This window comes from Bacteroidota bacterium, from assembly GCA_018266755.1.
Lineage (GTDB): Bacteria > Bacteroidota > Ignavibacteria > Palsa-1295 > Palsa-1295 > JAFDZW01.
In genome coordinates, this window is the sequence record JAFDZW010000005.1 from 1787993 (window position 1) to 1813142 (window position 25150).

The 25150-nt window shown below is 55.0% G+C and carries 21 protein-coding genes; 12 read left to right on the forward strand and 9 right to left on the reverse strand.

Annotated features, from left to right (window positions below; all coding sequences use genetic code 11):
- The first annotated feature begins 1 nt into the window (after position 1).
- The 9 genes from murG to JSS75_12325 all read left to right on the forward strand — a co-directional run bounded on the left by murG (position 2) and on the right by JSS75_12325 (position 9596).
- Entirely contained in the window at positions 2 to 1099 is a 1098-nt protein-coding gene (gene murG / locus JSS75_12285; GenBank protein ID MBS1904477.1) for an undecaprenyldiphospho-muramoylpentapeptide beta-N-acetylglucosaminyltransferase, read from the forward strand.
- A 20-nt stretch (positions 1100 to 1119) separates the two neighbouring features.
- On the forward strand, positions 1120 to 1623 hold the full coding sequence (locus JSS75_12290; protein ID MBS1904478.1) for a hypothetical protein: 504 nt from the start codon (positions 1120 to 1122) through the stop codon (positions 1621 to 1623).
- Positions 1623 to 3053: a UDP-N-acetylmuramate--L-alanine ligase gene (locus JSS75_12295; GenBank protein MBS1904479.1), complete on the forward strand. Its 1431-nt coding sequence runs from the start codon at positions 1623 to 1625 to the stop codon at positions 3051 to 3053. Before JSS75_12290 ends, JSS75_12295 begins: the two co-directional genes overlap by 1 nt.
- Positions 3054 to 3057: 4 nt before the next feature.
- On the forward strand, positions 3058 to 4167 hold the full coding sequence (locus tag JSS75_12300) for a hypothetical protein (GenBank protein ID MBS1904480.1): 1110 nt from the start codon (positions 3058 to 3060) through the stop codon (positions 4165 to 4167).
- A complete protein-coding gene (gene murB, locus JSS75_12305) occupies positions 4164 to 5084 on the forward strand; it encodes a UDP-N-acetylmuramate dehydrogenase (GenBank protein ID MBS1904481.1) in 921 nt (306 codons plus the stop codon). The genes JSS75_12300 and murB overlap by 4 nt, the downstream gene beginning before the upstream one ends.
- A gap of 87 nt (positions 5085 to 5171) precedes the next feature.
- Positions 5172 to 6242 (forward strand): FtsQ-type POTRA domain-containing protein, encoded by a 1071-nt coding sequence (locus tag JSS75_12310; protein MBS1904482.1) that lies wholly within the window; start codon positions 5172 to 5174, stop codon positions 6240 to 6242.
- A gap of 56 nt (positions 6243 to 6298) precedes the next feature.
- Entirely contained in the window at positions 6299 to 7615 is a 1317-nt protein-coding gene (ftsA, locus tag JSS75_12315) for a cell division protein FtsA (protein MBS1904483.1), read from the forward strand.
- A 98-nt stretch (positions 7616 to 7713) separates the two neighbouring features.
- The gene (gene ftsZ / locus JSS75_12320; GenBank protein MBS1904484.1) at positions 7714 to 9234 is read left to right on the forward strand and encodes a cell division protein FtsZ; all 1521 of its coding nucleotides are present in this window, start codon (positions 7714 to 7716) and stop codon (positions 9232 to 9234) included.
- A 29-nt stretch (positions 9235 to 9263) separates the two neighbouring features.
- On the forward strand, positions 9264 to 9596 hold the full coding sequence (locus JSS75_12325) for a YbjQ family protein (GenBank protein ID MBS1904485.1): 333 nt from the start codon (positions 9264 to 9266) through the stop codon (positions 9594 to 9596).
- 216 nt (positions 9597 to 9812) lie between these two features.
- On the opposite strand, the gene JSS75_12330 is transcribed toward JSS75_12325, so the two are convergent.
- The 8 genes from JSS75_12330 to yidC all read right to left on the reverse strand — a co-directional run bounded on the left by JSS75_12330 (position 9813) and on the right by yidC (position 20690).
- The gene (locus JSS75_12330; GenBank protein ID MBS1904486.1) at positions 9813 to 11438 is read right to left on the reverse strand and encodes a hypothetical protein; all 1626 of its coding nucleotides are present in this window, start codon (positions 11436 to 11438) and stop codon (positions 9813 to 9815) included.
- A 199-nt stretch (positions 11439 to 11637) separates the two neighbouring features.
- A complete protein-coding gene (locus tag JSS75_12335) occupies positions 11638 to 12357 on the reverse strand; it encodes a hypothetical protein (GenBank protein MBS1904487.1) in 720 nt (239 codons plus the stop codon).
- 78 nt (positions 12358 to 12435) lie between these two features.
- Positions 12436 to 13761 (reverse strand): hypothetical protein, encoded by a 1326-nt coding sequence (locus JSS75_12340; protein MBS1904488.1) that lies wholly within the window; start codon positions 13759 to 13761, stop codon positions 12436 to 12438.
- A 26-nt stretch (positions 13762 to 13787) separates the two neighbouring features.
- On the reverse strand, positions 13788 to 14378 hold the full coding sequence (locus JSS75_12345) for an RNA polymerase sigma factor (GenBank protein MBS1904489.1): 591 nt from the start codon (positions 14376 to 14378) through the stop codon (positions 13788 to 13790).
- Between the two features lie 187 nt (positions 14379 to 14565).
- Complete coding sequence (murQ, locus tag JSS75_12350; protein ID MBS1904490.1) at positions 14566 to 15480, reverse strand: N-acetylmuramic acid 6-phosphate etherase; 915 nt, start codon at positions 15478 to 15480, stop codon at positions 14566 to 14568.
- 48 nt (positions 15481 to 15528) lie between these two features.
- Positions 15529 to 17337, reverse strand: a complete 1809-nt coding sequence (mnmG, locus tag JSS75_12355) for a tRNA uridine-5-carboxymethylaminomethyl(34) synthesis enzyme MnmG (GenBank protein ID MBS1904491.1) — start codon at positions 17335 to 17337, stop codon at positions 15529 to 15531.
- Between the two features lie 78 nt (positions 17338 to 17415).
- The gene (gene mnmE, locus JSS75_12360; protein ID MBS1904492.1) at positions 17416 to 18711 is read right to left on the reverse strand and encodes a tRNA uridine-5-carboxymethylaminomethyl(34) synthesis GTPase MnmE; all 1296 of its coding nucleotides are present in this window, start codon (positions 18709 to 18711) and stop codon (positions 17416 to 17418) included.
- A 152-nt stretch (positions 18712 to 18863) separates the two neighbouring features.
- The gene (gene yidC, locus JSS75_12365) at positions 18864 to 20690 is read right to left on the reverse strand and encodes a membrane protein insertase YidC (protein MBS1904493.1); all 1827 of its coding nucleotides are present in this window, start codon (positions 20688 to 20690) and stop codon (positions 18864 to 18866) included.
- A 203-nt stretch (positions 20691 to 20893) separates the two neighbouring features.
- Between yidC and JSS75_12370 the strand changes: the two genes are divergently transcribed.
- Together JSS75_12370 and JSS75_12375 are read left to right on the forward strand one after the other, a co-directional pair.
- On the forward strand, positions 20894 to 21724 hold the full coding sequence (locus JSS75_12370; protein MBS1904494.1) for an undecaprenyl-diphosphate phosphatase: 831 nt from the start codon (positions 20894 to 20896) through the stop codon (positions 21722 to 21724).
- Between the two features lie 28 nt (positions 21725 to 21752).
- Positions 21753 to 22277, forward strand: a complete 525-nt coding sequence (locus tag JSS75_12375) for a macro domain-containing protein (GenBank protein MBS1904495.1) — start codon at positions 21753 to 21755, stop codon at positions 22275 to 22277.
- A 2-nt stretch (positions 22278 to 22279) separates the two neighbouring features.
- Here the strand turns inward: JSS75_12375 and JSS75_12380 are convergent, their stop codons facing one another.
- Positions 22280 to 23542: an asparagine synthetase B gene (locus JSS75_12380; protein ID MBS1904496.1), complete on the reverse strand. Its 1263-nt coding sequence runs from the start codon at positions 23540 to 23542 to the stop codon at positions 22280 to 22282.
- Positions 23543 to 24148: 606 nt separating this feature from the next.
- Here JSS75_12380 and JSS75_12385 point away from each other — a divergent pair.
- Positions 24149 to 25150: hypothetical protein (locus JSS75_12385; protein MBS1904497.1), on the forward strand; the 1002-nt coding region annotated here is incomplete at its 3' end.

Below are 25150 nucleotides of genomic sequence, written 5' to 3' on the forward strand. Positions count from 1 at the left end.
TATGAGCACGATCGTCATCGCCTCTGGCGGCACGGGTGGGCATCTGTATCCGACGATCGCCGTCGCCGAAGCGATCCGCGACTCGCATCCCGAGATCCGCATCGTCTTCGTCGGCACGAAGAACCGCATCGAGTCGCGCGAAGTACCGCGTCTTGGGTTCGAGTTCTTCCCGATCGAGATCGCCGCTCCGGGTCGTTCGCTCGGCTCGCTTGCCAAGTTTCCCTTGCAGTACTACAAGGCATTCCGTCGTTCGAAGCAAATACTCGAAGAAGTGAACGCGGAAGTCTTCCTTGGGGGCGGCGCCTATCTGAGCGTGCCGGTGGCCTTCGCGGCAAAACGGCGTGGCATCCCGATCGCGCTGCTCGAAATCAATGCAGTGGCTGGCCGCGCAAACCGCGTCATCGCGAAGGACGCAACCAAGATCTTCGTGAGCTACAAAGAGTCGATCACACAGTTTCCGTCGGGTGTTGAGGCCCTCACACAGGTGATCGGCACTCCGGTGCGCGACGGCATCCTCAAACCCATCGATGTCGCGACCGCACGCTCGCATTTTGGTTTGGACCCGAACCGCAAAACGCTGCTCGTCTTCGGGGGCTCGCTCGGCGCCCGATCGCTCAACGCAGCGATGAAAGCTTGTGCGCAGTCATTCCTCGATGCGGGTATGAACGTGATCTGGCAGACCGGCTCAAGCGAGAACGCCGATGCATTGCGCAGTCAGTACGCTGACCCATCGCGCATCTGCATTCGCGAGTTCATTAGCGAAATGCCGGAGGCGTATGCGGCGAGCGATCTTGTGGTCTGCCGCGCAGGCGCTTCGACGCTTGCCGAAATCTCGACACTTGGCAAGCCGGCGATCCTGATACCGTACCCGCTTGCGGCAATGAATCATCAGGAGAAAAATGCAATCGCGTATCGTGAGCGTGGCGCGGCACTCGTGATAACCGATAGTGCGATTGCAGCCGAGCTTTCGGGAGCAGTCCGTTCGCTTATGGGGGATGACGCAACGCGAGCTACGATGGCAAAAAAAATGCTTGCATCTGAGAACATAACTGCACGAAATGTTGTAGCAGATTATCTCATAGCGCAGCTTCGCATATAACGCATGGCGGCGCAGACAGCATGCAACAGCCCCAGGTTTTCAAATATAACTACGCCTTTCTCTACCAGTCGATGGCGGTCTACGCTACGACGCTTGCGGTGTATCTGGTCATCCGGGGCATGATGCACGAAGAATTTTCGCAAGTATTCTACGATCCCGTCGTCTACCTGCTCTGCATTATTATCCTTGCGTCGGCTCTCGCTGTCGTCTATAATGTGATGATGCGGAGACGAATCGAAATCGACGGTTCGGTACTTGCGCTGCAGCGCGCCGTGCGACGCGTCGAGATCGACACCAAGGACGTCCGGGGTGTGCGGCTGCAACAGGAACGCACGAACGGGATCATATCGAGAGCGGGGCTGATTACGATCTTCACAGCATCGAGGCGGCGCCCGATCCGCGTCGTCCCCTACAACTTCGAACGCAGCGAAGAACTGACCGCCGCGATCAAGGCCTGGGCAGCCGACAAAGCACATATTCGCGCACGTCGCGGCCGCCCCCGCACTCCGCGACACCGACCCTGATGCAGCATATCCACTTCATCGGGATCGGCGGCGCCGGCATGAGCGGATTAGCCGAGATCGCACTCGCCCGTGGCATCGCCGTCTCGGGCAGTGATCTGAGTGATTCGGCAAAGCTGAAAGAGCTCAGAAAACTCGGAGCGAAGATCCATATCGGGCATAGAGCGTCGAATGTCCCCGCCGATACTGACGTCGTCGTCTATACTTCTGCTGTCCGGAAATCTGACAATCCCGAATACGCGGTGGCCGCTCTACGACAGATCCGATGTGTTCGACGTGCAGAGTTTTTGGCAGAACTGATACACAGTCTGCAGACTGTAGCGGTCGCCGGTACCCACGGAAAAACGACGACGACTTCGATGATCGCCCATATTCTTCTGCATGCGGGCCTTGATCCGGTCGTGTCGGTCGGTGCAAGCGTCTTTGAGCTCGGCGGCAAGAATGCGCATGCGGGCAAAGGAAATCTTGCCATTGTCGAGGCCGATGAATATGACAGGAGTTTCTTGGCATTGCATCCCTTCATTGCGGTCATGACGACCCTCGAGGCCGAACACCTCGACATCTATCGAGATCTGGCCGATCTGCAGGATACGTTCGTCCAGTTCGCGAATGCCGGTTCGCAGCTTGGAATGGTTGTCGTGAATATTGACGAACCTGCATTGCGATCGATCCTGCCCCGGCTTACAAAGAAGATCGTCACGTTCGGTATTGGCTCTGAAGAGGCAAAGTACCGGGCGAAGAACGTTTCGCTCGATGCACTTCATAGTACGTCCACGATCTTCCGTGGCGGATCGCCGGCCGGAACGCTTACACTTTCCGTCCCTGGTGAGCACAATATCAAGAATGCACTTGCGGCGATCGCCGTCGCGGAAAGCCTGGCGATCCCGTTCGAGATGATCGCCGAAGCACTATCACAGTTTCGCGGCGCCGAGCGCCGTGCGCAGGTGATCGGTGATGCGAACGGTATCCTCGTCATCGACGATTATGCGCATCACCCGACCGAGATCGAAGCAACGCTCAAAGCGCTTCGTACCGGGTACCCCGGTCGTCGGATTCTTGCCGCATTTCAACCGCACACATTCACGCGCACCAGAGATTTTGCCGCCGAGTTCGGCCAAGTGTTTGCAGCATACGCCGATGCGCTCTATTTACTGGATGTCTATCCGGCCAGGGAGAAGCCGATCGAGGGCATTACGAGCGAGTTGATTCTACAGTCCGCTCGAGCAGCAGGCCTCGAACGTTCACAAATCGTGCATTCGCTTAACGAGCTTCCCGCTGCGATCGGCGGTGACGCAACTGCCTCCGACATTGTTATTACACTCGGTGCAGGTACGATTACCGAAGCTGCGCCGGCAATCAAATCATATTTACGCTCACAATCATCAACACAAGGCCCCGAACGGTTACCCAGGCGAACTGCAGCGGTCGGTTAAGTACATGGTAAAGCCCAATAAGAAGTTTATTACGATCGGTTTCGATGCTTCGCGCGAACCGCTTGACGAAATGTTCTGGTGCGAGGCCGATGTAGACGGCGATTGGACCAATATCACCGTCTGCGACCGCATCCGGACCCGCCGAGAGGTCGTCGAGCGCATTGCGGCCCTCGATAAGGCAGTTATCGGCATCGATACCCCGCTCAGTTTTCCGAAGGGATTCTTGGAGCACCTGAAAGCAAGCGGCGTCGTAGCCGATCATGCTGCACTAACGAAGCGTATCCGCGAAGACCTCAAGAAGAACACCGACGACGGCATTCGCAAGTGGATCGACCTCATGGGTGTGTATCGTGAGACAAAGACCGAGACGCCGGACGAGGCATTTGCCCGCTTCACGCGAAATGCTCCGCCACGCAATGACGGCCGGCGCCGCCGTCAGCTCGAAGCACACGAGCTTCGTACGATGGTCGAGCGCTTCCGCCGACCTGATAGAATTTTACGCAGAGATTTTCCCGATGCCGTCGCTTCGACGCTCGGCATCCAGTATAACCGCCTGACACGCCGATACGAATTCACATCGGCGAATGCCCGTGGCCGCACGACGCTCGTTGCGATTTCGATGCTCGAGCAGGTGCGCGAGGCAAAGCCCGAAGTCGCGATCTGGCCGTTCCAAAAGCCCGCTGACGTAACGATCGTCGAGGTATTCCCGAAGCTCTTCGAAGACCGGTTCAAGATCAAACCGTCCGACCTGCGCGCCTACTTCGATGCGGCTGAGGATAACGCCCTCTACGTTTCGAAAGAAGTTCGTGATCAGGTGTACGCGCACGAGAAAGCTCGTGAAGCCTGCATCTCGCTCCTGGGTTTGCTATCATCCGAGCGCAGAGAGATCAAGACGCTCCGTCCGCTCCGTGATTATCGCGACACCTTCTACGCAAGCGACGAAGTGCAGCTCGAAGGTTGGATCTACGGCATCGGCTATAAGGAGCCGAACCAGAATGAGCCGAAAGGCCGCAAGCAACCGGCGCGTCAGCATACCATTCCAACTGAGGCACCTACTGCCGTTGCAGAGGTGCCTGCTGAGGTCGCACCAGAACCGACTGCTGTAACAGAGTGAGCATCGCAGACGAACTAGCTGCTCAGATCTCTGGCTCGGTCCGCGAGAACGTCCCGCTCGCACCATTCACGACATTTCGCATCGGCGGTAACGCCCAACTCTTTGTAGAGCCGGCAACGCCGGAGGATGTTGTCCACACCCGTGCGTTTGCGGCCACACATTCGCTACCGTTCTTCATTCTCGGCAACGGCTCGAACGTCCTGATCAGCGACGAGGGTATCGCCGGCGTCGTGATGAATCTGGAAACAGGATTTTCTAAACTGAGCATCGAAGGCAACATCATCACGGCGGGCGCAGGTGTTCGAATGGCGACATTCGTCGACTTCGCGATCCGCAACAACCTTGCTGGTGTCGAGATGCTCGCAGGCATCCCGGCGACGATCGGCGGAGCGGTCTGGATGAACGCCGGATGCTACGGCGGCGAGACGAGCGATCATTTGCTCGATGTGACCATCGTCCGAGCAGACCAGACGCTTACGCTCACCAAAGAAGAGTGTCACTTCCGATATCGCCACAGTGGCTTTGAACCAGGCGATATTGTAGTGCAAGCCCGCTTCGCACTTCAGGCCGGCAATGCGGCCGAGCTTCGAGAGATCAAGCTCAAACACCTGATGCACCGCAACGACGTGCAACCCGTGAACCTGCCGAACTGCGGTTCTGTGTTCAAGAACCCGAAGCCGCACTTCAGTGCACAACTGATCGAAGAAGCCGGACTCAAGGGGACGCAGATCGGCGGAGCGCAGATCTCGCCCAAGCATGCGAATTTCATTACGAACCTCGGTGGTGCAACGGCGCAAGACGTCATCGCCATCATGAACCTCGAACGCAAGACCGTCTTTGAGCGCACGGGTATTGTCCTCGAACCCGAAGTACAGCTCATAGGATTTTTGAGCAACCCGATCGAGCCGCTTTTATAGGTTTAGCGGCGCATCAACTCTGAATCTCATTTTTCAACGAACGCCGGGCGGCGAACGGCTGCGCGCACTTCACTCTTGGAAGAACGCGTGCAACTGCATATACGCAAATCTGGCGAAGAGCCCAAAGGCTACGCACCGCTGCATGAAGCGAAGCCGCTCGACGAACTCGAGCAGGCGGAGCTCGGCGCGGAGTTCGTAGCCGAAGAGGACGACGAGCCGAAGAGCTGGAAAAGCTCGCGCTATGTGCCGTATATCTTGCTCGCGGCGGTACTGCTGCTGGGCGGGATCGTGTTTTTCGCGCGCGAATTCCAATCCGCCGAGGGGCTGCAGGCAATCCGTGTCGAGGGTAATCGTCAGCTCATGACGAGTGAGGTGCTGTTACTGGCTTCGATCGATAAGTCGCAAAAGTTTTATGATATCGATCTACGCACGATCGAGCAGCGTATCGCAAAGCATGGATTTGTCCGCGATGTTTCGATTCGACGCGAGACACATCCGAACACGATCGTCATTCGCGTTAACGAACGCATGCCGCTTGCGATGATTCGTTCGTCGAGCGGCGAACCCGTACTCGTCGATAACGACTACCGCTTCTTTCTACCGAAGCGACTCTCGGGATTAATGGACCCGAACAAGCTGCTCGCCGTGCCTGTGCTCGGCGGTGTCAACGAAAAAGATACTGCTGCCATCATCGAGATGTCGCACATCGTCCGTCAGATTGTTACAATGGGCGACAGCTCGCTTCGCGAGGCGCTTGGCGAACTTCGGCGCACGCCAACCGGAGCATATGTGATGTACACCTCCGTCGCATCGACGCCGATCTTTATCGGCTCGCCATCGGACGTTCGCTTCACGACAACGCTCGAACGCGAGACCGATCCGTCCGCTCAGAAAGCCGAGAACGAACGTCTGTTCGATCATCAGTTACATTTACTCGCCACGCTCTGGAAGCAGAAGCTTCGCGCCGAGATCTGGTCGCGCAGCACGCTCTATGTCGATGCCCGCTTTAACGGACAGATCATCGTCCGCCATAAGGGCTACGGCGCATCGCTTGCCAAGAACGCGACGCCTGCGGCCGATTCGGCGCGCACAGTGCGTCCCGACTCGGCGATACAACGATCGTTATCCACCACGTCACCAACTACTGCAGTACGATAATGGAGTACAACGAACACTATCCGTCACAGAAGGCGTCGCCGCTCTCGTCCGCACCGATGATCGGCGTGCCCGCAGGACTCGAACCAAGCCGCATTATTGTCGGCCTCGATATCGGCACGACGAAAGTCTGCGCGATCGTCGCTGCGATCTCGCTGCACGAACCGCATTCCATGACGGTCCTCGGTGTGGGCTCGGTGCCTGCCGACGGCCTCTCGCGAGGCGTCGTAACGAACATCGAAAAGACCGTCAAGTCGATCGAGCGAGCCGTCGCCGAAGCCGAAGCGCAGTCCGGCGTGAAGATCCGCGAGGTGGTCGTGGGCATTGCAGGGGACCATATCCAGTCGTTCCAATCGCGCGGCGTGGTGACCATCTCGAATCAAGATCGTCAGATCCGCCCAGAGGACATTGCTCGGTTGCTCGAGGACGTTCGCCGCATTCATCTGCCGAGCGACCGCAAGATCTTGCATGTGATCCCGCAGGAGTTTATTGTGGATGGTCAAGACGGCTTTTACGAAGAGCCGGTCGGTGTCTCGGGCGTGCGGCTCGAGTCCACTGTACATGTGATCAACGGCCTGGTGACGGCCGTGCAGAATATCTATAACTGTGTCGAACGCGCCGGGCTGCGTGTCAACGACATTGTTCTCGAACCGCTCGCATCGAGCTATGCAGTGCTCGACGAGAAGGAAAAGGAAGCCGGCGTTGCGCTCGTCGATATCGGCGGTGGCACGACCGACATCGCTGTCTTCGAAGAGAAAACGATCCGTCACAGCGCTGTCGTCGGTATTGCGGGCCAGAAAGTCACCGATGACATTCGCAAGGGCCTAAACATTCTCGGCGATCAGGCAGAACGCCTCAAGCGCGAATACGGCTGCGCCGTCGTCTCGCACATCGTACGCGACGAGATCATCCAGCTTCCGGGTATTGCCGGCCGCAAGCCGCGTCAGATCCAGCGCTCGCTGCTCGCACGTATCATCCAGCCGCGCATGGAAGAGATCCTCGAGTTCTCGTACAATGAGATCAAGCGCTCGGGCTTTGCGCGCAACCTCGGCGCCGGTGTCGTGCTCACGGGCGGTGGCTCGATGATCAACTCAACACGCGAACTTGCCGAGGCCATCTTCGATATGGATGTCAAGATCGGTATGCCGATGAGCTTTGGCGCCGGACTCGTCAAAGAGATCGAATCGCCGGTTTATGCGACAGCCGTCGGCCTCGTGCTCTACGCGTTCCATGCAGGTGTCGCCACATCGAACATGACCTTCATCGAAGAAGAACAAACGCCCGTCGTCGAGCACAGTGAAGAATATTTCGACGATGAACCTAAACAGAAAACCTCGGTGCTCAACCGCATGAAAGGCTGGTTCGAACACCTGTGATCGCGGCAATCCGAAGAGGCATCTTCGCTTTGCGGAATGACACTATCCATTTTGTGACAGAATAGCAACACAGATTATTTGATTCGGAGGATACAACAATGATCGAACTCGATACCAGAGAAGAGTACGGTGCCAGGATTAAGGTCGTCGGCATCGGTGGTGGCGGCTCGAACGCCGTCAATGCCATGATCGACCGCGGACTCGTCGGCGTGGAATTCTGCGTGTTCAACACGGACATGCAGGCATTGCAGGCATCGGCTGCCGCATTAAAATTACAAATCGGCCGCAACCTCACACGCGGCCTCGGTGCAGGTGCGAACCCTGACATCGGGCGTCGTGCCGTTGACGAAGACCGCGAAGAAATCGCCGAGATGCTGCGCGGAAGCGACATGGTGTTCGTCACCGCGGGTATGGGTGGCGGCACCGGCACCGGAGGCGCAGCTCGAGTTGCACAGATCGCCAAAGAGAACGGCGCCTTGGTCGTCGGTATCGTGACGCGTCCGTTCTTCTTCGAAGGTAAGCGCCGCCTCAATCAAGCCGAGGACGGCATTCAGGAACTTCGAAAAAATGTCGATACGCTCATCGTCATCCCGAATCAAAAGCTATTGGCACTCGTGACCGAAGGCACGTCTTTGCTCGACGGATTCGAGATTGCAAATCAAGTGCTCTATAACGCAACTCGCGGTATTAGCGAACTCATCACGCGTCACGGTCATATCAACGTCGACTTTGCCGACGTTCGCACTGTCATGACCGACATGGGCGATGCGATCATGGGTGCGGGTGTCGCCAGCGGCGCACACCGCGCAGCCGTCGCAGCCGAAAGCGCAATCAGTTCGCCGCTGCTCGAAGGTGTGTCGATCCAGGGTGCACAAGGCGTACTTGTGAATATCACCGGCGGTCGTTCGATGACACTCCTTGAGGTCAGCGAAGCGACACAGATCATCCACGATTCCGCCGGCGACGACGCGAACATCATCTTCGGCGCTGTGCTCGACGAGACCATGGACGACGAGATCATGGTCACCGTCATCGCAACTGGTTTCAACAACAAGCCGACGTTCACCGGTCTGTCGGTAGATGAGAAGCCTGCGGTGCCGTATGCTCCCGCCGAAGAGGTCTTCGCGCAGAAGTCGAAGCCGTCGGTCGTTCGCATGACACCGCCGATGTCGATGGACGAGTACGAAGTCCGCAAGAAAATCATCGCACAACAACCACCGCAACGCGAGCGCTCAGAACCTTCGACGCACTATGAAGAGGACGTTCAGCTCCCGAAAGTGGAACGCATGAGTCGCGGGACGCTCACCGAGCGTCAGGAGGATGCAAGTGCATTCGATCGTCTCTCTGCCGGTGCGTTTCGTGCATCGAGCATTCGACTTTCGCCGATGAACGAGACATCGCATGTCCCCAGCGGACCACGCGATCTCAAGGAATACGATACGCCGGCTTATTTGCGCCGCGGCATCAATATTCCGTCGGTAGACGAGCAGGAAGAGATCGAAGCACTCGAACGCGAACATGCACCCGAGACCGTCATGGCCGGTAGTGGTGGTGGCGGGGTCAATCACACCCGCGAACGTGACGATCGTCCGACGTTCCTTCGCAAGATCATGGACTAACGTTTCTATTTTCACGAATCGAACTGAGAATGATCGCTCATTCAATGACCTCAACCACCTTCGACCTACCGGGATATACGGTAACGAAGAATCTCGGTATCGTACGCGGCATTGTCGTGCGCTCGCGCTCGGTATTCGGGAACATGGCCGCCGGTATCCAGACACTGTTCGGCGGTAACATCACGATCTACACGAATCTTTGCGAACAAGCACGCGAGGAGTCGTATGCACTGTTGCTCGAACATGCCGAGCGACTCGGTGCGAATGCGATCGTCGGATTGCGATATGACGCAACCGAAATCGCAGCCGGTATTGCAGAAGTGCTCTGCTACGGAACAGCCGTAGTGGTCGCACCGAAGTAACCCGGGACCCAGAGTCTATCCTGCGGCGATGACGCTCCTGTCAGCGCCGCAGGCATAGAAGCAGAGGCTGCTCTGCCTACCGATAGTGTGCCTAACAGCCATCAACATCCATTATCGTCACAAGCCCCGCACTGTATCCTGCGGGGCTCTTTATTTTAAAAAGAACAGACGCGCAATATAGCGCGTCTGTTTATATCCTCTCGTCTATGGTATAGACTACTTAATCACAAGCACATTGAATCGTTCGCCGACGGGCATGTTTGTTTGCTGATCCTCGAGGAAGATCTCCCATCGATTATTAGTACCGTTCCAGGTCACACCGTATGCAATCCCGTCAAATGCGCCGCCGCCAAGATTCTTTTTGAGAGCGTTACCCGATAATACATGAGTAACGATCACAATATCGGTCAGCGCCATACCGGGGTAATTCAGGAACGTGCTCCACGGTGTGTTTCCGTTGATGTTTGCTTGTGTGACCGCATGCACATACGCGGTGCGCGTCGTCCCGGTCGCTTTGATGTATCCATTATCCACTGTAAGTGCGACGGAGCCGTTTGTATTACCGGTATACGATGCCTTGACCCCTGCACCACTCGAACTTTCACCCACCACGCCAAATGCACCCGCACCGTTATTAGCGATACCGTGTACGCCTGTTCCACCTGAAAGAGACGATATACCTTGCACACCATCACCTGCGCTCGATGTGCCGGCAACACCGGTAGAAGCGTCAGTCGTCCCGAACACACCGATACCTGCATTCGGACTCGGGCTCGGGCCTGCGTTGCCCGAAATCCCATATACTCCATACCCAGAGCTATTACCCGCTCCCGATACGCCGGTCCCTCCGGTCCCTTTCAATGCGATTGCACCGGAAGAGTTCGTGATATCGACCGATGCCGAGTTCGAGTTATCGGTAGCCACGAGTGGCAGTGTGATCTGGAAGGTCGCCGGTTTCCACGTGCTATTTGCCGCATCCCAGGCAAGCACCTGATTATTTTGCGGTACGTTCGCACTCACGTTATAATTCTGAATTTTTACGACATTCGGATTCGGGTAGAACCCATTGAGATCGCCGCCTGCCGGTCCGGTCGGAGGCAATTCTGTCGGGATGACCCCTTGTGCGAGCTTATTTGCAGTCACCGCGCCGTTCTGAATCCGGGTATTCGATACCGCACCCGGTGCGAGTTTGCCGGAGTCGATGCTGCCGGAGGTCATATTGATCGTAGCAACCGGCCCGGTTGCGTTCGTGATCGTCAATGTGCCATCTCCGTTTTGAACTCCACCGATACCCGTACCGCCCGATCCGCCAATAGAGCTGATCGTGATCTTCTTGGTGGCTGGATCTTTGTTAATTGTCGTCGAACCACCGCTAACGAGTGTGATATCGCCGCTCATTCCGTTAATGCTCGAAACACCTGCGCTGCCGCTTCCTCCGCCACTTCCTTTTGCTGCAGAATCGGCATAGACGGCATGGAGTGCGTACGGAACGGTCACAAGTGCCGTCCGAGGAGTGAGCTCGGGTGTGCCATCGACCGACACCCCCAGCCAATACTGCGTGCTAAACGTAACCGATGCTGGGATCGGTGTTGTCGCGCCGATGATAATACTATATACACCGTTCTTCGTCGATGCAGACGTTGTTTCGGAGTAGAGCGCCGTTCCACCGGTCGGAGCGTTGTACATTGATACCGTGATGGTATGTTGTCCGTCAGCAACCGGCTTCCCTGTGTTATCCGCGAGAAATCCCTGATAGCTGATTTGACGCGGTACTTGCGCATTCGCGCCGAGCGCTGCGAACAGGAATGAAAGAATGATATAATATGAGGAAATACGTCGCATGGTCGTCTTTATATGTTCTGTATGATCAATGACTGAACGAGAATATGAACTCGCATTTGCGCGAGTTTATTCCTGCACCGCGTGGCAAACTCACGAGGGGGTGGATCGGTGCATGTACCTGACTAACGTCTCGGAGCATACCGATGTGACACCTCAAAAACAAACGAGGCGGTGTGAACCGCCTCGTTTGACTTACTATCTATTTGAAGTTAGGGTCATCTGGATTCATACTGACAGAGTATTTCCCCCGGAAGTCGTACCAATGGCCTTGATCGACCGGCGCACCGGGCGATTTGGCAGTTTCGTACCGATCGATCAGTTGGAGGTTCGAGAGTTCGGTTAACTGGTTGGTGATCGTCTGTTCCAAGATGAGCCCGAACTCGCGAGCAAAGATACGAAGGATGTAGGTACTGTCACCGACGGTTGCATCGACATACTTGACTGCTACAGCATCATGATACACTTGTCTGCGACCCGGGAGATAATAATCTGCGTACCGTCCGACTACAGTTGCAGTAAGCGTCCCGGCATCGTCGGCTTTCCACGAAGAACCGACCTGAAGATTTCCTTCCAAAGCGACGATCCCCTTATCCGACCCATTCGTCGAGAGGATACACTTCACGCCTGCTTGCGATTCGTCCACTTTATAATAGTACAGCACGGCACCGGTCGCGGAAGAATCGGGGTTAACGACGAGCTTCGCATAACCATTGTATGTCGTTCCAACAACGACCTGATACATCGATGTGTCGGACACCGAAGGCGTCTGTGCATCGTCCTGGGTATAGACATAGCGCAGACCGTTCGTCGGAGGATAAAAGTATTGGTCAGCAGGAGCGGTCGTGCCGAGGCCTGGGCCGGAAGGTGCAGAGCAACTTGCAAGCACTGCTGCCAGAGCTGCAATGGCGATCAATTTCATATTCGTACCATTTCTCCTTTCTGCCTCAGTAGCCACATACCGAGCATCGTATGGGATGCTTACTATAGCACTAAAACCTTAGAATTGGAAATAGATTCCAGTCGAGAGTTCGAGGTTGATCATTGCCGGATCGTCGGTCGAACCAGGTGTGTCGCTGAGTCCGGGGGTGCCGCCGCCCGGGCTGGTGAGTCGGTCGTGCTGTGCCTGTACATTACTCGTGGCACGAGTGAGTCTCAGGCCTGCAAGCGCACCGACACTTTCGGTAGCCGCATACCGGATGCCTGCTTCTGCGCTGAAGATCGGACCGAGGCTCGAGGCCGCAACCCCGCCGTTAGCAGCAATAGTGAAGTGTTCGGAGATCGGCTCACGGAACTCTGCCAACAATCCGAACCATGCAGTATTACGATGTTCGTAATTCCAATAGATCTGATGGGTCGTCGAATTCGGTGCAATCGGTGCTTCGTACAGATTCTTCTGTGTAATATTCGCAAGCCCGATACCTGCACCTACCCAGAACGAATGCGCGATCATGAATTTCATGGTCACATCCGTATTCGTGACGATCGGGATCGAAACATTCGTTGCCCCGGAGTTCGGGAATTGCTTTCCAATCCCTTCATGGACCGAGAGTTCGAGAAAGTCAGTGAAGCGCGGCCCGCGTTTATGCGTATCGCCGTTGAGGTCGCCGATGCTCGGACGGTTTGCGGATGACGAATTCGGATCGCGGACGAACGATGCGCCCGGCACGAACGCCATTGCCGATGGGATCGAAGCGATACCCGATGCATCGGCAGCAACATCATGATCGGCAATATCGACAAATGACGCAGCGGGCATGTCGATACGGTCGCTTAGGGGCGCTTCGGGGAATTGGCGTGTCGATGCAGTTGCATGAGCGCGTGAACTGACACGACCGATGAGTACATTGGAAGTACCTGCAACATCAGAACTGTGGCGGTTCGATGTTGTACCAACTGTGGATACAGGTTGGTTCGTGGGAATAGAATTCGGAACGACGGCAACGAGATTCGAATCGGCCGACGGACGGTTGCCGATGAAGTACCCGGTAGCAAACCCGATCACGATCGATACCAGAGCGACGGACGCGACTTTCAAAAAGATAGAACTTGCAGCAACCGTGGCTGTCGAGGTAGCCACTTCGGAAACGAACGGCGCTGTGGCGGACGGCATTGCGGCAAGCGCAGCCCACAACTTTTGTTCGGCCTCGTACGGTACCGCGATCGCGGCACGGTCGTTGGCAAACACCGCCTGCTGCTTCATGTAACTGCGAAGCAGATCGCGTCGCTCCGGCGAGACCGATAGCCGGTGCAACAACTCTGCTTCTTCCTCGCCCGGCAAACTCCCGTCGAGAAATTCCTGCAGTTTGATTGTGATGTTATCCATTTCCATTGCTTCTTCCACTCCTATGCTTATATCTCATCCCGATAATATGGCTCGAGGATGCGGCGCAATTCTTCGCGCGCACGATATATTCTGCTCTTGATCGCGGCCACACTCAACTTCATGACGTTTGCGATCTCCTGATATGAAAGCCCTTGATATTCGAACAAGACGAACGGCTCACGATTTTCTGGCGGCACCTGTTCGAGTGCCAACTGGATGCGCTCACCCCAGTTTTCGCCAAGCTCAACATGCTCAACCGTCAGGTTCGTGTGATCGTCCAACCGATCGAGCACCTTGCGGTCACGGATGCGATTGAGACACAAGTTATGTGCGATCGTAAAGATCCAGCCCGAGACGCTTTTTTCTTCCGTGAACTGGTACGAGCGCTGCCATACACGAATGAAGACCTCTTGGAACATATCTTCCGCTTCGACACTCGAGCCGAGCATTCTCAGACAATACGCAAATACGCGCTGACGATACCGCAAATATAATTGCGTAAAGGCCTCGCGCTTGCCTTCGCGAAACTCGCGAAGCAATGCGATCTCGAAGGCTTGGTCCGCATCGTTCGAACCGCCCCGTATCCGCCGCTCCATTGTTTGGGTTGCTTCTGGCATCATCGTGATCGTGATGGCCGTCGTAAATCGGGGATACCCCCTTAGAGGACTAACACGGTGCCTTAGTCAAAGTTGCACGATGGATTAGGCTCTTTTGTGGATTTCTTCTCCAGGAGAACCAATATACTCAAAACAAATACACACGAATTTACACGTGATCTTGTAACATGTTATAAATCAATGGCTTTTAGGCATGATTAATCGCATCGCGCACAAAACCGCCCGAGTCCCTGACCAAGCGCTTCGCTTCGTCGGCGCTGACGTCACACTTCTGCATGACGATCGCACTTTTGACGTGATTGCCGCTTTGCTTGAGCAATTCGGATGCGCGCTCGTATTCGACACCGGTTGCGATCATAATGATGCGCTTTGCCCGCTCGACCAATTTCTGATTCGTCAGTTGAAGGTCCACCATCATGTTCTCGTATGCCTTCCCGAGTCGCACCATCGTCGTGGTAGTGATCATTGTCAAGATCATCTTCTGCGCAACAGCGGATTTCATGCGTGTCGAACCCATCAGAACCTCAGGTCCAACGACCGGACAGATCGCTTCGAAGAGATAGCTTGTATCGACCGTCTCACGAGGATTCGTCGTCACAAGCACAGCCGCAGAACCCAGTTCCGAGGCCTTCTTCAGGGCTCCGAGGACAAACGGGGTACGCTTACTCGCAGCGATGCCGATGACCATGTCTCGATCCGTACACCGTTGCAATGCGACTTCAAGTCCACCCTTCGCTGCGTCGTCTTCTGCGCCTTCTTGCGAACGAAACACTGCCTCTTTCCCTCCGGCGATGATCGCCTGGATCTGTGCAGGGCTTGTTCCGAACGTCGGAGGACATTCCGCAGCATCGATCACACCCATCCGACCGCTCGTGCCTGCGCCGACATAAAACAATCGGCCACCGTTGCCCAGAATTTCCACGAGTTTATTCACGACACGCTCTATTTGCACGATCTCGCCCCGAACGATGCCCGCCACTTTTGCATCCTCGTCATTGATGAGCTCGAGGATCTGACGGGTATTCATCGAATCAAGCTCCATCGAACGTTGATTCCGCTGCTCCGTCGCCAGATTCTGCAATTCGTCGAATAGTTCTGTCATAAATCAGTAATAAACTTGTTATTATTGCTATAGCATTCCACGTGGAAATTATCGAAGCGCCCCGACCAAAATCGCAATGTCCGTTGGCGCTACACCCGGAAGCCTCGAGGCTTGACCGACTGTCTCAGGTCGAACTTTTTCCATCACCTCGCGAGCTTCAGTGCTAAGTGCTCGGAGTGCATGGAATGAGAAGCCGTTCGGGATCCGCTTCTCTTCACTCGAACGAAGGCGCTCGATCTGATTGCGGTGCTGGCGAATATACCCCTCGTACTTGATCTCGATATTTGCCAGTTCGACGATCTCCGGGGTTGCACCGGTGGAACCATCGAAAAATTCTGAAACGGACTTCCCAGTAGAAATAACCAGAGATTTCACACTCTGTCTCATTCCTGCTGCAGAGGGTGAAGGGACTTTCTGCCGTTCAGACCATGCAATGAGGTTCCGAACTGCTTGTTCTTTTTCCTGCACCCTGCGATATTGCTCCGAGGAGATCAACCCGTACTCAAGCGCTTTCTTCGATAGCCGAAACTCGGCATTATCCTGCCGAAGGATTAGGCGATGCTCGGCACTCGCTGTGAACAGCCGGTACGGTTCTTCCTGGATCTTATTAATAAGGTCATCGACAAGCACCCCAATATATGCCTCATCTCTACCAACCGAAAACTCGGGCATACCCTTAATCTTGGCAGCGGCATTCACACCTGCAACAAGTCCCTGAGCTCCTGCTTCTTCATAACCGGAGGTCCCATTCACTTGTCCGGCGAAGTAGAGCCCATTAACGTGCTTGCTTTCGAGGGTATGATATAACTGGTACGCGGGGAAATAGTCATACTCGACCGCATAGCCTGGGCGGAGCATAACCACATTCTCAAGCCCTGGTACAGTTCGCAGTGCTTTGAGCTGTACTTCTTCGGGCAGACTCGTTGAGAACCCGTTGACATACACGACATCACCATCGGCTTCTTCCGGCTCAAGGAAGAGGTGATGCTGGGTCTTATCACGGAAGCGGCTGATCTTGTCTTCTATAGAAGGACAATACCTGGGTCCTTTGCCTTGTATTCTGCCGGTGAACATCGGGGACTCTGCAAAGCCTTTTTCAAGCTCTGCATGGGTCACCTCAGATGTATATGTTACGTAGCATTCAATAGAATTCGTAACACCGGTGGTTGTACGTGTAGAGAACGGACGGGCATCGTCATCACCTGGCTGAACTTCAAGGCCGGAACGGTCGATGCTCGACAGAGATATTCGGGGTGGTGTACCGGTCTTCAGCCTGTAGGAAACAAGCGAGAGCGCTCCTTCAGGCTCAGTGCGAAGCGATGTTGGCGCCTCGCCGAATCGCCCGCCCGAAGTCTGGAGCAAACCGGTATGCATGACCCCATTAAGGAAGGTACCGGCACAGACAACCACCGCTTGGGAGCGAAGTTTGCTACCATCAGAAAGCACAACCCCAGCAACTCGCCCTTCTTCGATCCAGATCTTTTGTACGTTTGCCTCAACTATTATTCCTGGGTCGAGCTCCCGCAATTTCCTCTGGGCGATCAATGGATATTGGCTTCTCGAGACTTGTGCTCTGGGCGACCAAATTGCAGGACCCTTAGACCGATTGAGCATCCGAAAATGGAGTCCCGCTTCGTCTGCGATCTCCCCCATTAATCCACCAAGCGCATCGATCTCCTTCACGACCTGGCCTTTCGCTGTGCCGCCGATCGCCGGATTACACGAAAGCTCACCAACCCTACTCGCATGCAACGACAGGAGCCGGACCTTGAGCCCCATCCTATACGCAGCGGCGGCAGCCTCTATTCCGGCATGACCGCCACCCACTATTATGATATTTGCGAAGAGTTGTTCCACGTGGAAACCTAACGAACGCGATTTAATGGTTTAATATTAAGTTTATATGTCCTTTATTTACATATGGCATATTAATAGCTATTTACCAATGCACATTTTATTAAATATGTATTGCAAGCTATCTTCCGATATATTCAGCCCTAAAAGCGAAGCAACGCGATCTGCAGCAATTCGAAGCTCTTCGGCGACGATTGATAATTCATTGTTTAACAATGACTTATCAAGTATTGCGGTGATGGACTGAATAAGCTCTTTTTCCGTATCGGCGATCTGATACCCAGTACGTTCTGCATCGAGGGTCATCACTTGTTCTTTGATGAACCCAACGAGTCGATCTAATCCCTGCCCTGTTGTTGCGGAGAATGCGATTCCGTCCGTGTACCCATCCAGATCACATTTATTGTGTACGAGGATCTCCCCGCGAGTTGCATGCGTAGCACGTCGTTCGGGATCGGTAATGCGCAACACAATATCAGCTTCTTCTGCAATGGCACTACCGAGCGAGATCCCCTTCGACTCGATCGTGTCCGTAGCGTCGCGAAGTCCCGCCGTATCGATGATCTTGACTCTAAACCCTTCGAATACGACAAAGGCTTCGACATAATCGCGCGTCGTGCCGGGGGTGTCGCTGACGATGCTCCGCTCGTAGCGCAGCAATGCATTAAAGATACTGCTCTTGCCCACATTCGGCAGGCCGGTCAGTGCAACCGAGAAGTATCCTTTATTCGCTTGCACGTTCGCTGCTCGCGCGATGAAGTCGTCGAATTCTGCGCAGATACGATCGAGATCGTGTGAGAAACCGGTAGTATCGACATGGTCCGACTCGCCGAAATCGATCTCGGCATTCACTTGTGCAAGCAACGAGATGATCGCATCGTAGATTGCTCGCAGCCGGTTGAACTTTGCCGAGAGCAGTGTCTCGATCTTGCCGAGCGATCCTTCGCTCGAAGCATCAAGCCGCATGATCGTCCGCTCCAGTGCTTCGAGACCGAGTTTGCCGTTCATAAACGCGCGACGCGAAAACTCGCCCGCCTCTGCAAGCCGCGCCCCGCTTGCAACACAGAGGCGTTGAATGGCATCGACAATCACAGGTGAACCGTGTGTATGAAACTCGACGATATCCTCGCCGGTGTACGAACGCGGTGCTCGCCAGACGGTGACAATGACATCGTCAATATGCGCACCGTCCGCATCGACGACGTTCGTATAGATCGACATTCCGCCGATGGTCGTCAAGAGCTTCTTGGGCGTGTCGGTACACCGAGCGGCGATGGCAATCGCCTCGGGTCCGCTCAGACGCAACGAGGCCAGCGCGCTCGTGCCGAGCGGCGTCGAGATCGCCACGATCGTATCATGTAAGGCTGCGAGCGTCATTTGGCCGAAGCGATGCAAACAATCGTGTCGTAAAGAGGGTGTCTTCGTAGGAGCCCGAATGGCAGCCGACTTTTGAACGTGGCCGTTTGAAGCACATAAAAAAAGGCGCCAAACGGGCGCCTTTGAATACACGATTGACAGGATACTGTGATCTACTTTTTCTTCCGTCCAGGAGCTTGGCCCTTGCCAGCCATCTGTGTCTGTCGCTGCTGACGAGCCGTCGCTTCCATTTCCTGCATCCTTGCCATGAAGCCCTTCTTGCCTTTGGCTTCTTCTTTCAGCTTCTCGAGATCGAGCGGCGGCAAGAAATTCTTGTTGTAGAGCTGCTGTGCAATACCGAACAGGTTGAACATGAAGTAGTACAACGCAACACCCGACGGCAAATTATTGAACAGCACCGTGAAGAAGAGCGGCATGATGTATGCCATCGCCTTCTGGCGAGGATCGGTCGTCTGCAATGCAGACTGGATCAGCATTGTGGCAGCCATCAAGAGCGTCAGACCCGAAAGCTGGTCGCCGAGAATCGGTACATGCGTCCCGAACTTGATGAGTGCATCCGGAAGCGAAAGATCGGTGATCCAACCGAAGAACGGCGCCTGACGCAGCTCGATCACGTTTCGCAACACGGCATAGAGTGCGAAGAGGATCGGCATTTGCAGGAGCATCGGCAAGCATCCGCCCGCGGGGTTAACGCCGTAGGTGCGATAGAGCTTGAACGTCTCTTCCTGCTGCTTTTGCTGATCGGCTTTGTGCTTCTCGCGGAGCTCCGTGAGCATCGGCTGCAGGGCTTGCATCTTACGCATCGCCGCCATTTGGCTGCGCGTGAACGGCATCGTCACAAGCTTGATGACGATCGAGAATAAGATGATCACGATGCCCCAGTTCGAGATGAAGCTGTGCAGCATCATGATAAACGGGAACAGCACATAGATACTGATCGGACGTACCAAGAAGCGCCACCCGAAATCCATCGTGTTATCGAGTGGGGGTACCATCGTCGAAATACGGTTGTATTCGAGCGGCCCGAGATAGTAATCGACCGTCAACGAATCCTTCACCGGCGTCGAGATCGCCGTCGAAACAGTCATTGCATACCGCTCCACACGTCCGTTCTCGCCGAGCGGGTAGGAGTTGCCGCTCACTTCCGAGTTGAGCGGGCGCGGCGACTGCGGAATCATCGCGGCAAGGAAATATTTCGTACGTGCGGCGACATAATCCACATCGCCGTTGACTGCCTTGTGCTGTGGATCGTTGTTCTTGTTCGCATCGATCTCTTCACTGCCGGACTTACTGACAATGAACGCTTTCGCTGCGGCTGACTCGTCATCCGGCCGCGATTCGTTATACGGCACCGGATTATCGACCGAAAGTACATAGCGATATCCGCTAATCTTCGACTGCATGCCGAGAATGCGGTAGCGGATCGTTACTTCGTACTTATCGCCATGAAACGTAAATTCTTTTTCAATCGAAGCGGCGGAATCGATACGAGCGACCAAACGGATCGTCGCAGAGTCTTTCTCGCCGAGCGTCTTGTCGGACTTATCCTCGACGACGAACGGCAAGTCCTTCGTCGAGACCTTTTTGCCGTCGCCGGCGACAAACGAAAGGTTGACATCTCCGCTACGGATCGACTGATCGACCAATTCCAGTGGCTTATGCTCCCACGTTTTGTAGTTCTTGAGCACCCAGCTAACGATGTTGCCGCCATGCGAGGAGATCACAGCGCTCACGAGCGGAGTCTCGACATGCTTGCTTGCCGCCGTGGTGCCGCTATCGACGGGAAAAAGTGTCGAATGGCTGCCGCTCGGTGCGGCAGCCATTGTCGCCGCAGCCGGCGCAGTCTGGGCCGGAGTCTGCTGAGTCACCGCAGGCTTTGCGGGCTGCGGGGGCCGCTTCGGCTGATTAAAGATCATCCAGCCGAAAAAGACAAGCAGGATCAGCATGATGCCGATCGTCGTCGTACGAGAAGAATTCATGTCGTTCTAACCGGCCTATTGAGCCGATAGTGAGATTTTAGCCCGCCTGTAACGCCCAAACACGGCGAAAGGTTGTGCGGCCCCAACTTCGGTGTCAGTGCGTCGGGCAACAGGATAGACGGCCCACACAGGCAATTATTGCGAAGCGCGAACCGAAAGCGACTACACTTCGTAACTTTGTATATTATATCCTATTTGGACTAATGGCATTACCCTTGTGGCTGCTCTCGACGATCATGGGCATCGTCGAAGGACTCACCGAGTTCATCCCAGTCTCTTCGACCGGACATTTGATTATTGCCGACCATTTTCTGAAGTTCAAGGAAGCCATTGGCGACCCTGACAAAGCGGAGCTCTTCGAGGTCGTGATCCAACTCGGGGCGATCCTCGCCATCGGGTTCTTGTACCGAGCAAAACTGTGGAATGCACTCAATGCGAAGAACGCAACCTCGGGCCCGGGTCGGCTGCGCACACATTTGGTCGTCGGGTTCATTCCGGTCGCGATCGTAGGGTTTCTGCTCCATTCTGTGATCAAGACCTACCTCTGGTCACCGATGACGGTTGCGCTCAGCCTGATCATTGGCGGTTTGATCATCCTCTATGTCGAAAGCTTCATCAGCGTGCACCGCCAGAAAACGGACATGAAGTCGATGTCGACGAAGGACGCGCTCGTTGTCGGGTTCGCGCAGCTCCTATCGCTCATCCCGGGTGTCTCGCGCTCCGGTGCGACGATCATCGGCGGCATGATGGGCGGCTTGACACGCGAGGCGGCAACCGAGTTTAGTTTTCTCCTGAGCTTCCCCGTGATGATCGCGGCCAGTGGGTATGAACTCTACAAGTACCGGGCGCTGCTTTCGTCGGATATGTATGCTACGCTTGGCATCGGCTTTGTCGTGTCGTTCATTGTGGCGCTGGCCGTCGTACGCTGGTTGATCGGGTATGTTCGCAAGCACGACTTCATCATGTTCGGTGTCTGGCGCGTTGCGTTCGGCATTATTGTTCTGGTGCTGTGGTTGCAAGGGGTCGTACAATAAAGCATTCGTTCACGTTGATCGTATTCCAATGAGCGCCACCCAGACCATCGGCTCTGTTACACTCGAACTCCGCAAAGGCAACATTGCCCTTTCGGATACCGACGCGGTTGTCAATGCCGCGAATGAGTATTTGAATCTCGGCGCCGGCGTGGCCGGTGCATTGCGCGAACTCGGCGGTGAACAGATCCAGCGCGAGTGCAACGAGATCGGCTTCTGCCCGGTCGGTTCGGCAGTGATCACGAGCGGTGGCAACCTCAAAGCAAAGTATGTGATTCATGCTGTCGGGCCGATGTATGGTGAAGGTGACGAAACGAACAAGCTTCGCTCGGCAGTCACATCCGCACTGAAGCTTGCCGACGAACGCTCGCTGCGATCGGTCACACTGCCTGCGATCGGCGCGGGCTTCTTTCACTATCCGCTTCCGGAATGTGCCGCGACGATTGTCGGCGCCATCCGCGAAACGGCTGCAACCCTCAAGAACGTCCAGCGTGTCGTAATCTGCCTGAAGTCCGACCGCACATACGACGCCTTCGCGACCGCGATGGCCGCTTAGCCTTAGGTCTTTAGCTTCTTCTTCTTCGCAGCGGGGAAAAGAATGTTGTTGAGGATTAGCCGGTAGCCCGGGCTGTTTTTGTGCAGCTTCAGATCGGTCGGGGGGTCGCCGACGAGATGCTGATAATCTTCCGGATCGTGCCCGCCATAGAATGCGAAGAACCCGCGACCGAAGTTCGAGTATAAGTACCGCACCTGATCGGTCCCCTCGCGCTCGCCGAGGATCGTTACCGTCTTCTTGATGTATTGCTTGTGGAACATCGTTGTTTGTCCCATGAAGCCTCGAACGACGTTCACATGATCTTGCGTGAGCATCGTCGGTACGGGATCGAACTTCGCTGAAAAATCGAAGAGGGTAAAGTAGTCGTTGTCCTGCGAACCGATCTCGGCTTGCTGTACATCGATCGACGAGTATTCGTAGATGTACGGATTCGTTTCGATCTTGAAGTTCTCGAATGCCAACGTGTTCTTGAAGTCGAGCTTCGATTCGTAATCCGGGTCGATGGGGTCACCGTCGAAGACCTGATCGCAGATGTCGGTCTTATCTGCCGCAAGCGCAATGTCGTAACTATCGGTCGCCGAACACATCGCGAAGAGATAGCCGCCGTTACCGACGAACTCCTTGATCTTGCGGACCGTCGCCTTTTTCAAGTCACTCACTTTCGAGAAGCCCAGTTTCTTCGCTTCGGCCTCGAGCATCCGGACCTGTGACTGATACCACGCTTCGTTACGCGCGGTGCTATAGAACTTGCCGTACTGCCCGGTGAAGTCCTCGTGATGTAAATGCAGCCAATCGTACTTCGCGAGCTTGCCCGATTGCACTTCATCGTCCCACACTTTATCATACGGCACTTCGGCGTAATCGAGCGCGAGCGTCACGGCATCGTCCCACGGTTGGAAGCCCGGCGGAACATAGACAGCGATCTTCGGCGCTTTCTCGAGCCGCTCGACGTCCATGTTTTTATCTGGCGATTGCACGAGGTCGAGAATGCTCTTGGCGCTTGCGCCGTCGATCTGTTGGAACGACACGCCGCGAATACGACACTCGGCGGCAAGCACATCGGAATAGTCAGCCATGAACGAGCCGCCCCGGTAGTTGAGCAGCCAATCGACTTCCATCCCTTTCGTCAGCGCCCAGAACGTGATGCCGTAGGCCTTGAGGTGGTCGTTCTGCTCGAGGTCCATCGGGATCAAGATCTTCGATTGCGCCGCAGCCGAGACGACCGACGCAACCACGAGCAACAGCGATAGCAGGAAATTCTTCATTCTGCAAAATACGGTGACGCCACGCATTTGATACAGCATCTCCGCGCCGCGTTGGTCCGGCCGCTTTCCACAAACCGTCGAAAGCAAGGTATGGTCCGTAAATCCCATAATTATCATCCGAACCCGCCTACCCCCCGCGAACTTCGAACCAACAAAAAAGCCGGCCGTTAGCCGACGTTCCAATAGCCATGATACCATCATCAAGCCTGTCATTCTGACCCTGAGCAGAGCGAAGGGGAAGAATCCCTTCAGGATTGCCACGAGATTGAAGCATGCGGAATATCATCCCACAAATCTGCAGAATTAGGTCCTCTTTAGCAATATGCTAACTCCTCATTTTAGAAAATTAATCTTATGGGCACCTATATTTCTTATAAATTAGAAGTCTATTGCTATTGCATACTATGAAAAATCTTCATATATTTGCAAAGCCTACGATATTGTCCGACATTTGCCGAATGCCGCTACTCTATCAGGTCAGGAAAAAGCTAATTCTATCAACTCAATAAGGAATCAAGTAATGGATCCTATGAATTCAACACAGAGCCGTGTTGTGACTCGTAATGTACCGAGGCCGCAACACACACACACAAGTTAAGCCGAGCGATGTTCTTGCATCTCATTGGCGCACTCTTTGCAATGTCCCTGCGGCCGGCAACCACGGCTGCACAGCCGTGGTCATACACATCAACACCAACCGAGTACCAGAATACCGTGCAGTACGAGGTTGATGACGATGCAGCATTTAATACGTCGACTGACCCACGAGTCAATTTGACGATGAACTGTCTCGCAGCCAACGGCTACGGACAATGGACGATGACGACGAATGTTGGCAGCAATGCGAACATCTCGGGGCACGATTGGAATGCGAGCCCCGCGGGAAGTTTCACGAATGGTCAAAGCGGATGGTTCTTGCTCGGCAATACGTTGGCAAAACCTGCATGGAATGCCTCCAGCGGCGCTCCCGATTGCCAGCCGCCCGGAGTCGTGAGTGGCGGTTCGTTCTCGGGTACTTTGGGAAGTCCGAAGGCAACGGCCAACCTTAATGGTGCGGTTCGGTATGTCTGGCCAGCCAGCGATAATTTGAGCTTCATTGTGCAGGGGCTCAGCGACATACGCACGGCCGGAGGTGGACACTCCCCAGAAGTCGATATTACCGTTGCTACTCTGCCGGTACCTGTGTCAACTCGCCAGATTGTCAAGAACGGAATCTATTCCTATCCAAATGCAACTGTTCAAGATCATGCCGTTCCTACACCGCTAAACCATACAATTGACAACACGGAGGCAGACTCGCGAGACGAGTTCGATATTGCTTGCGACGTCTATCACCTCTATATCGTGTGGTCATCCAAGACGAATACGGCGATCGGAGTAACCGAGGAGGTTTGGGCTACTGTGATCGACATGGTCGACGGTACCCAAGTGAGCGGTTTCCCGATCAAAGTCTCGACAACGGGTTCCTCGGGAATGCGCCCCACGGTCGCCTGTGATCCCCGCAATTTCGGGGGTACTCCGAAATTCGACGTCGCATATATCGACAATAGCTCGAACGCCGTCGTCTTGCAGGAGTTTTCCGGCACGACCGTTGTGACCGGGCACTCG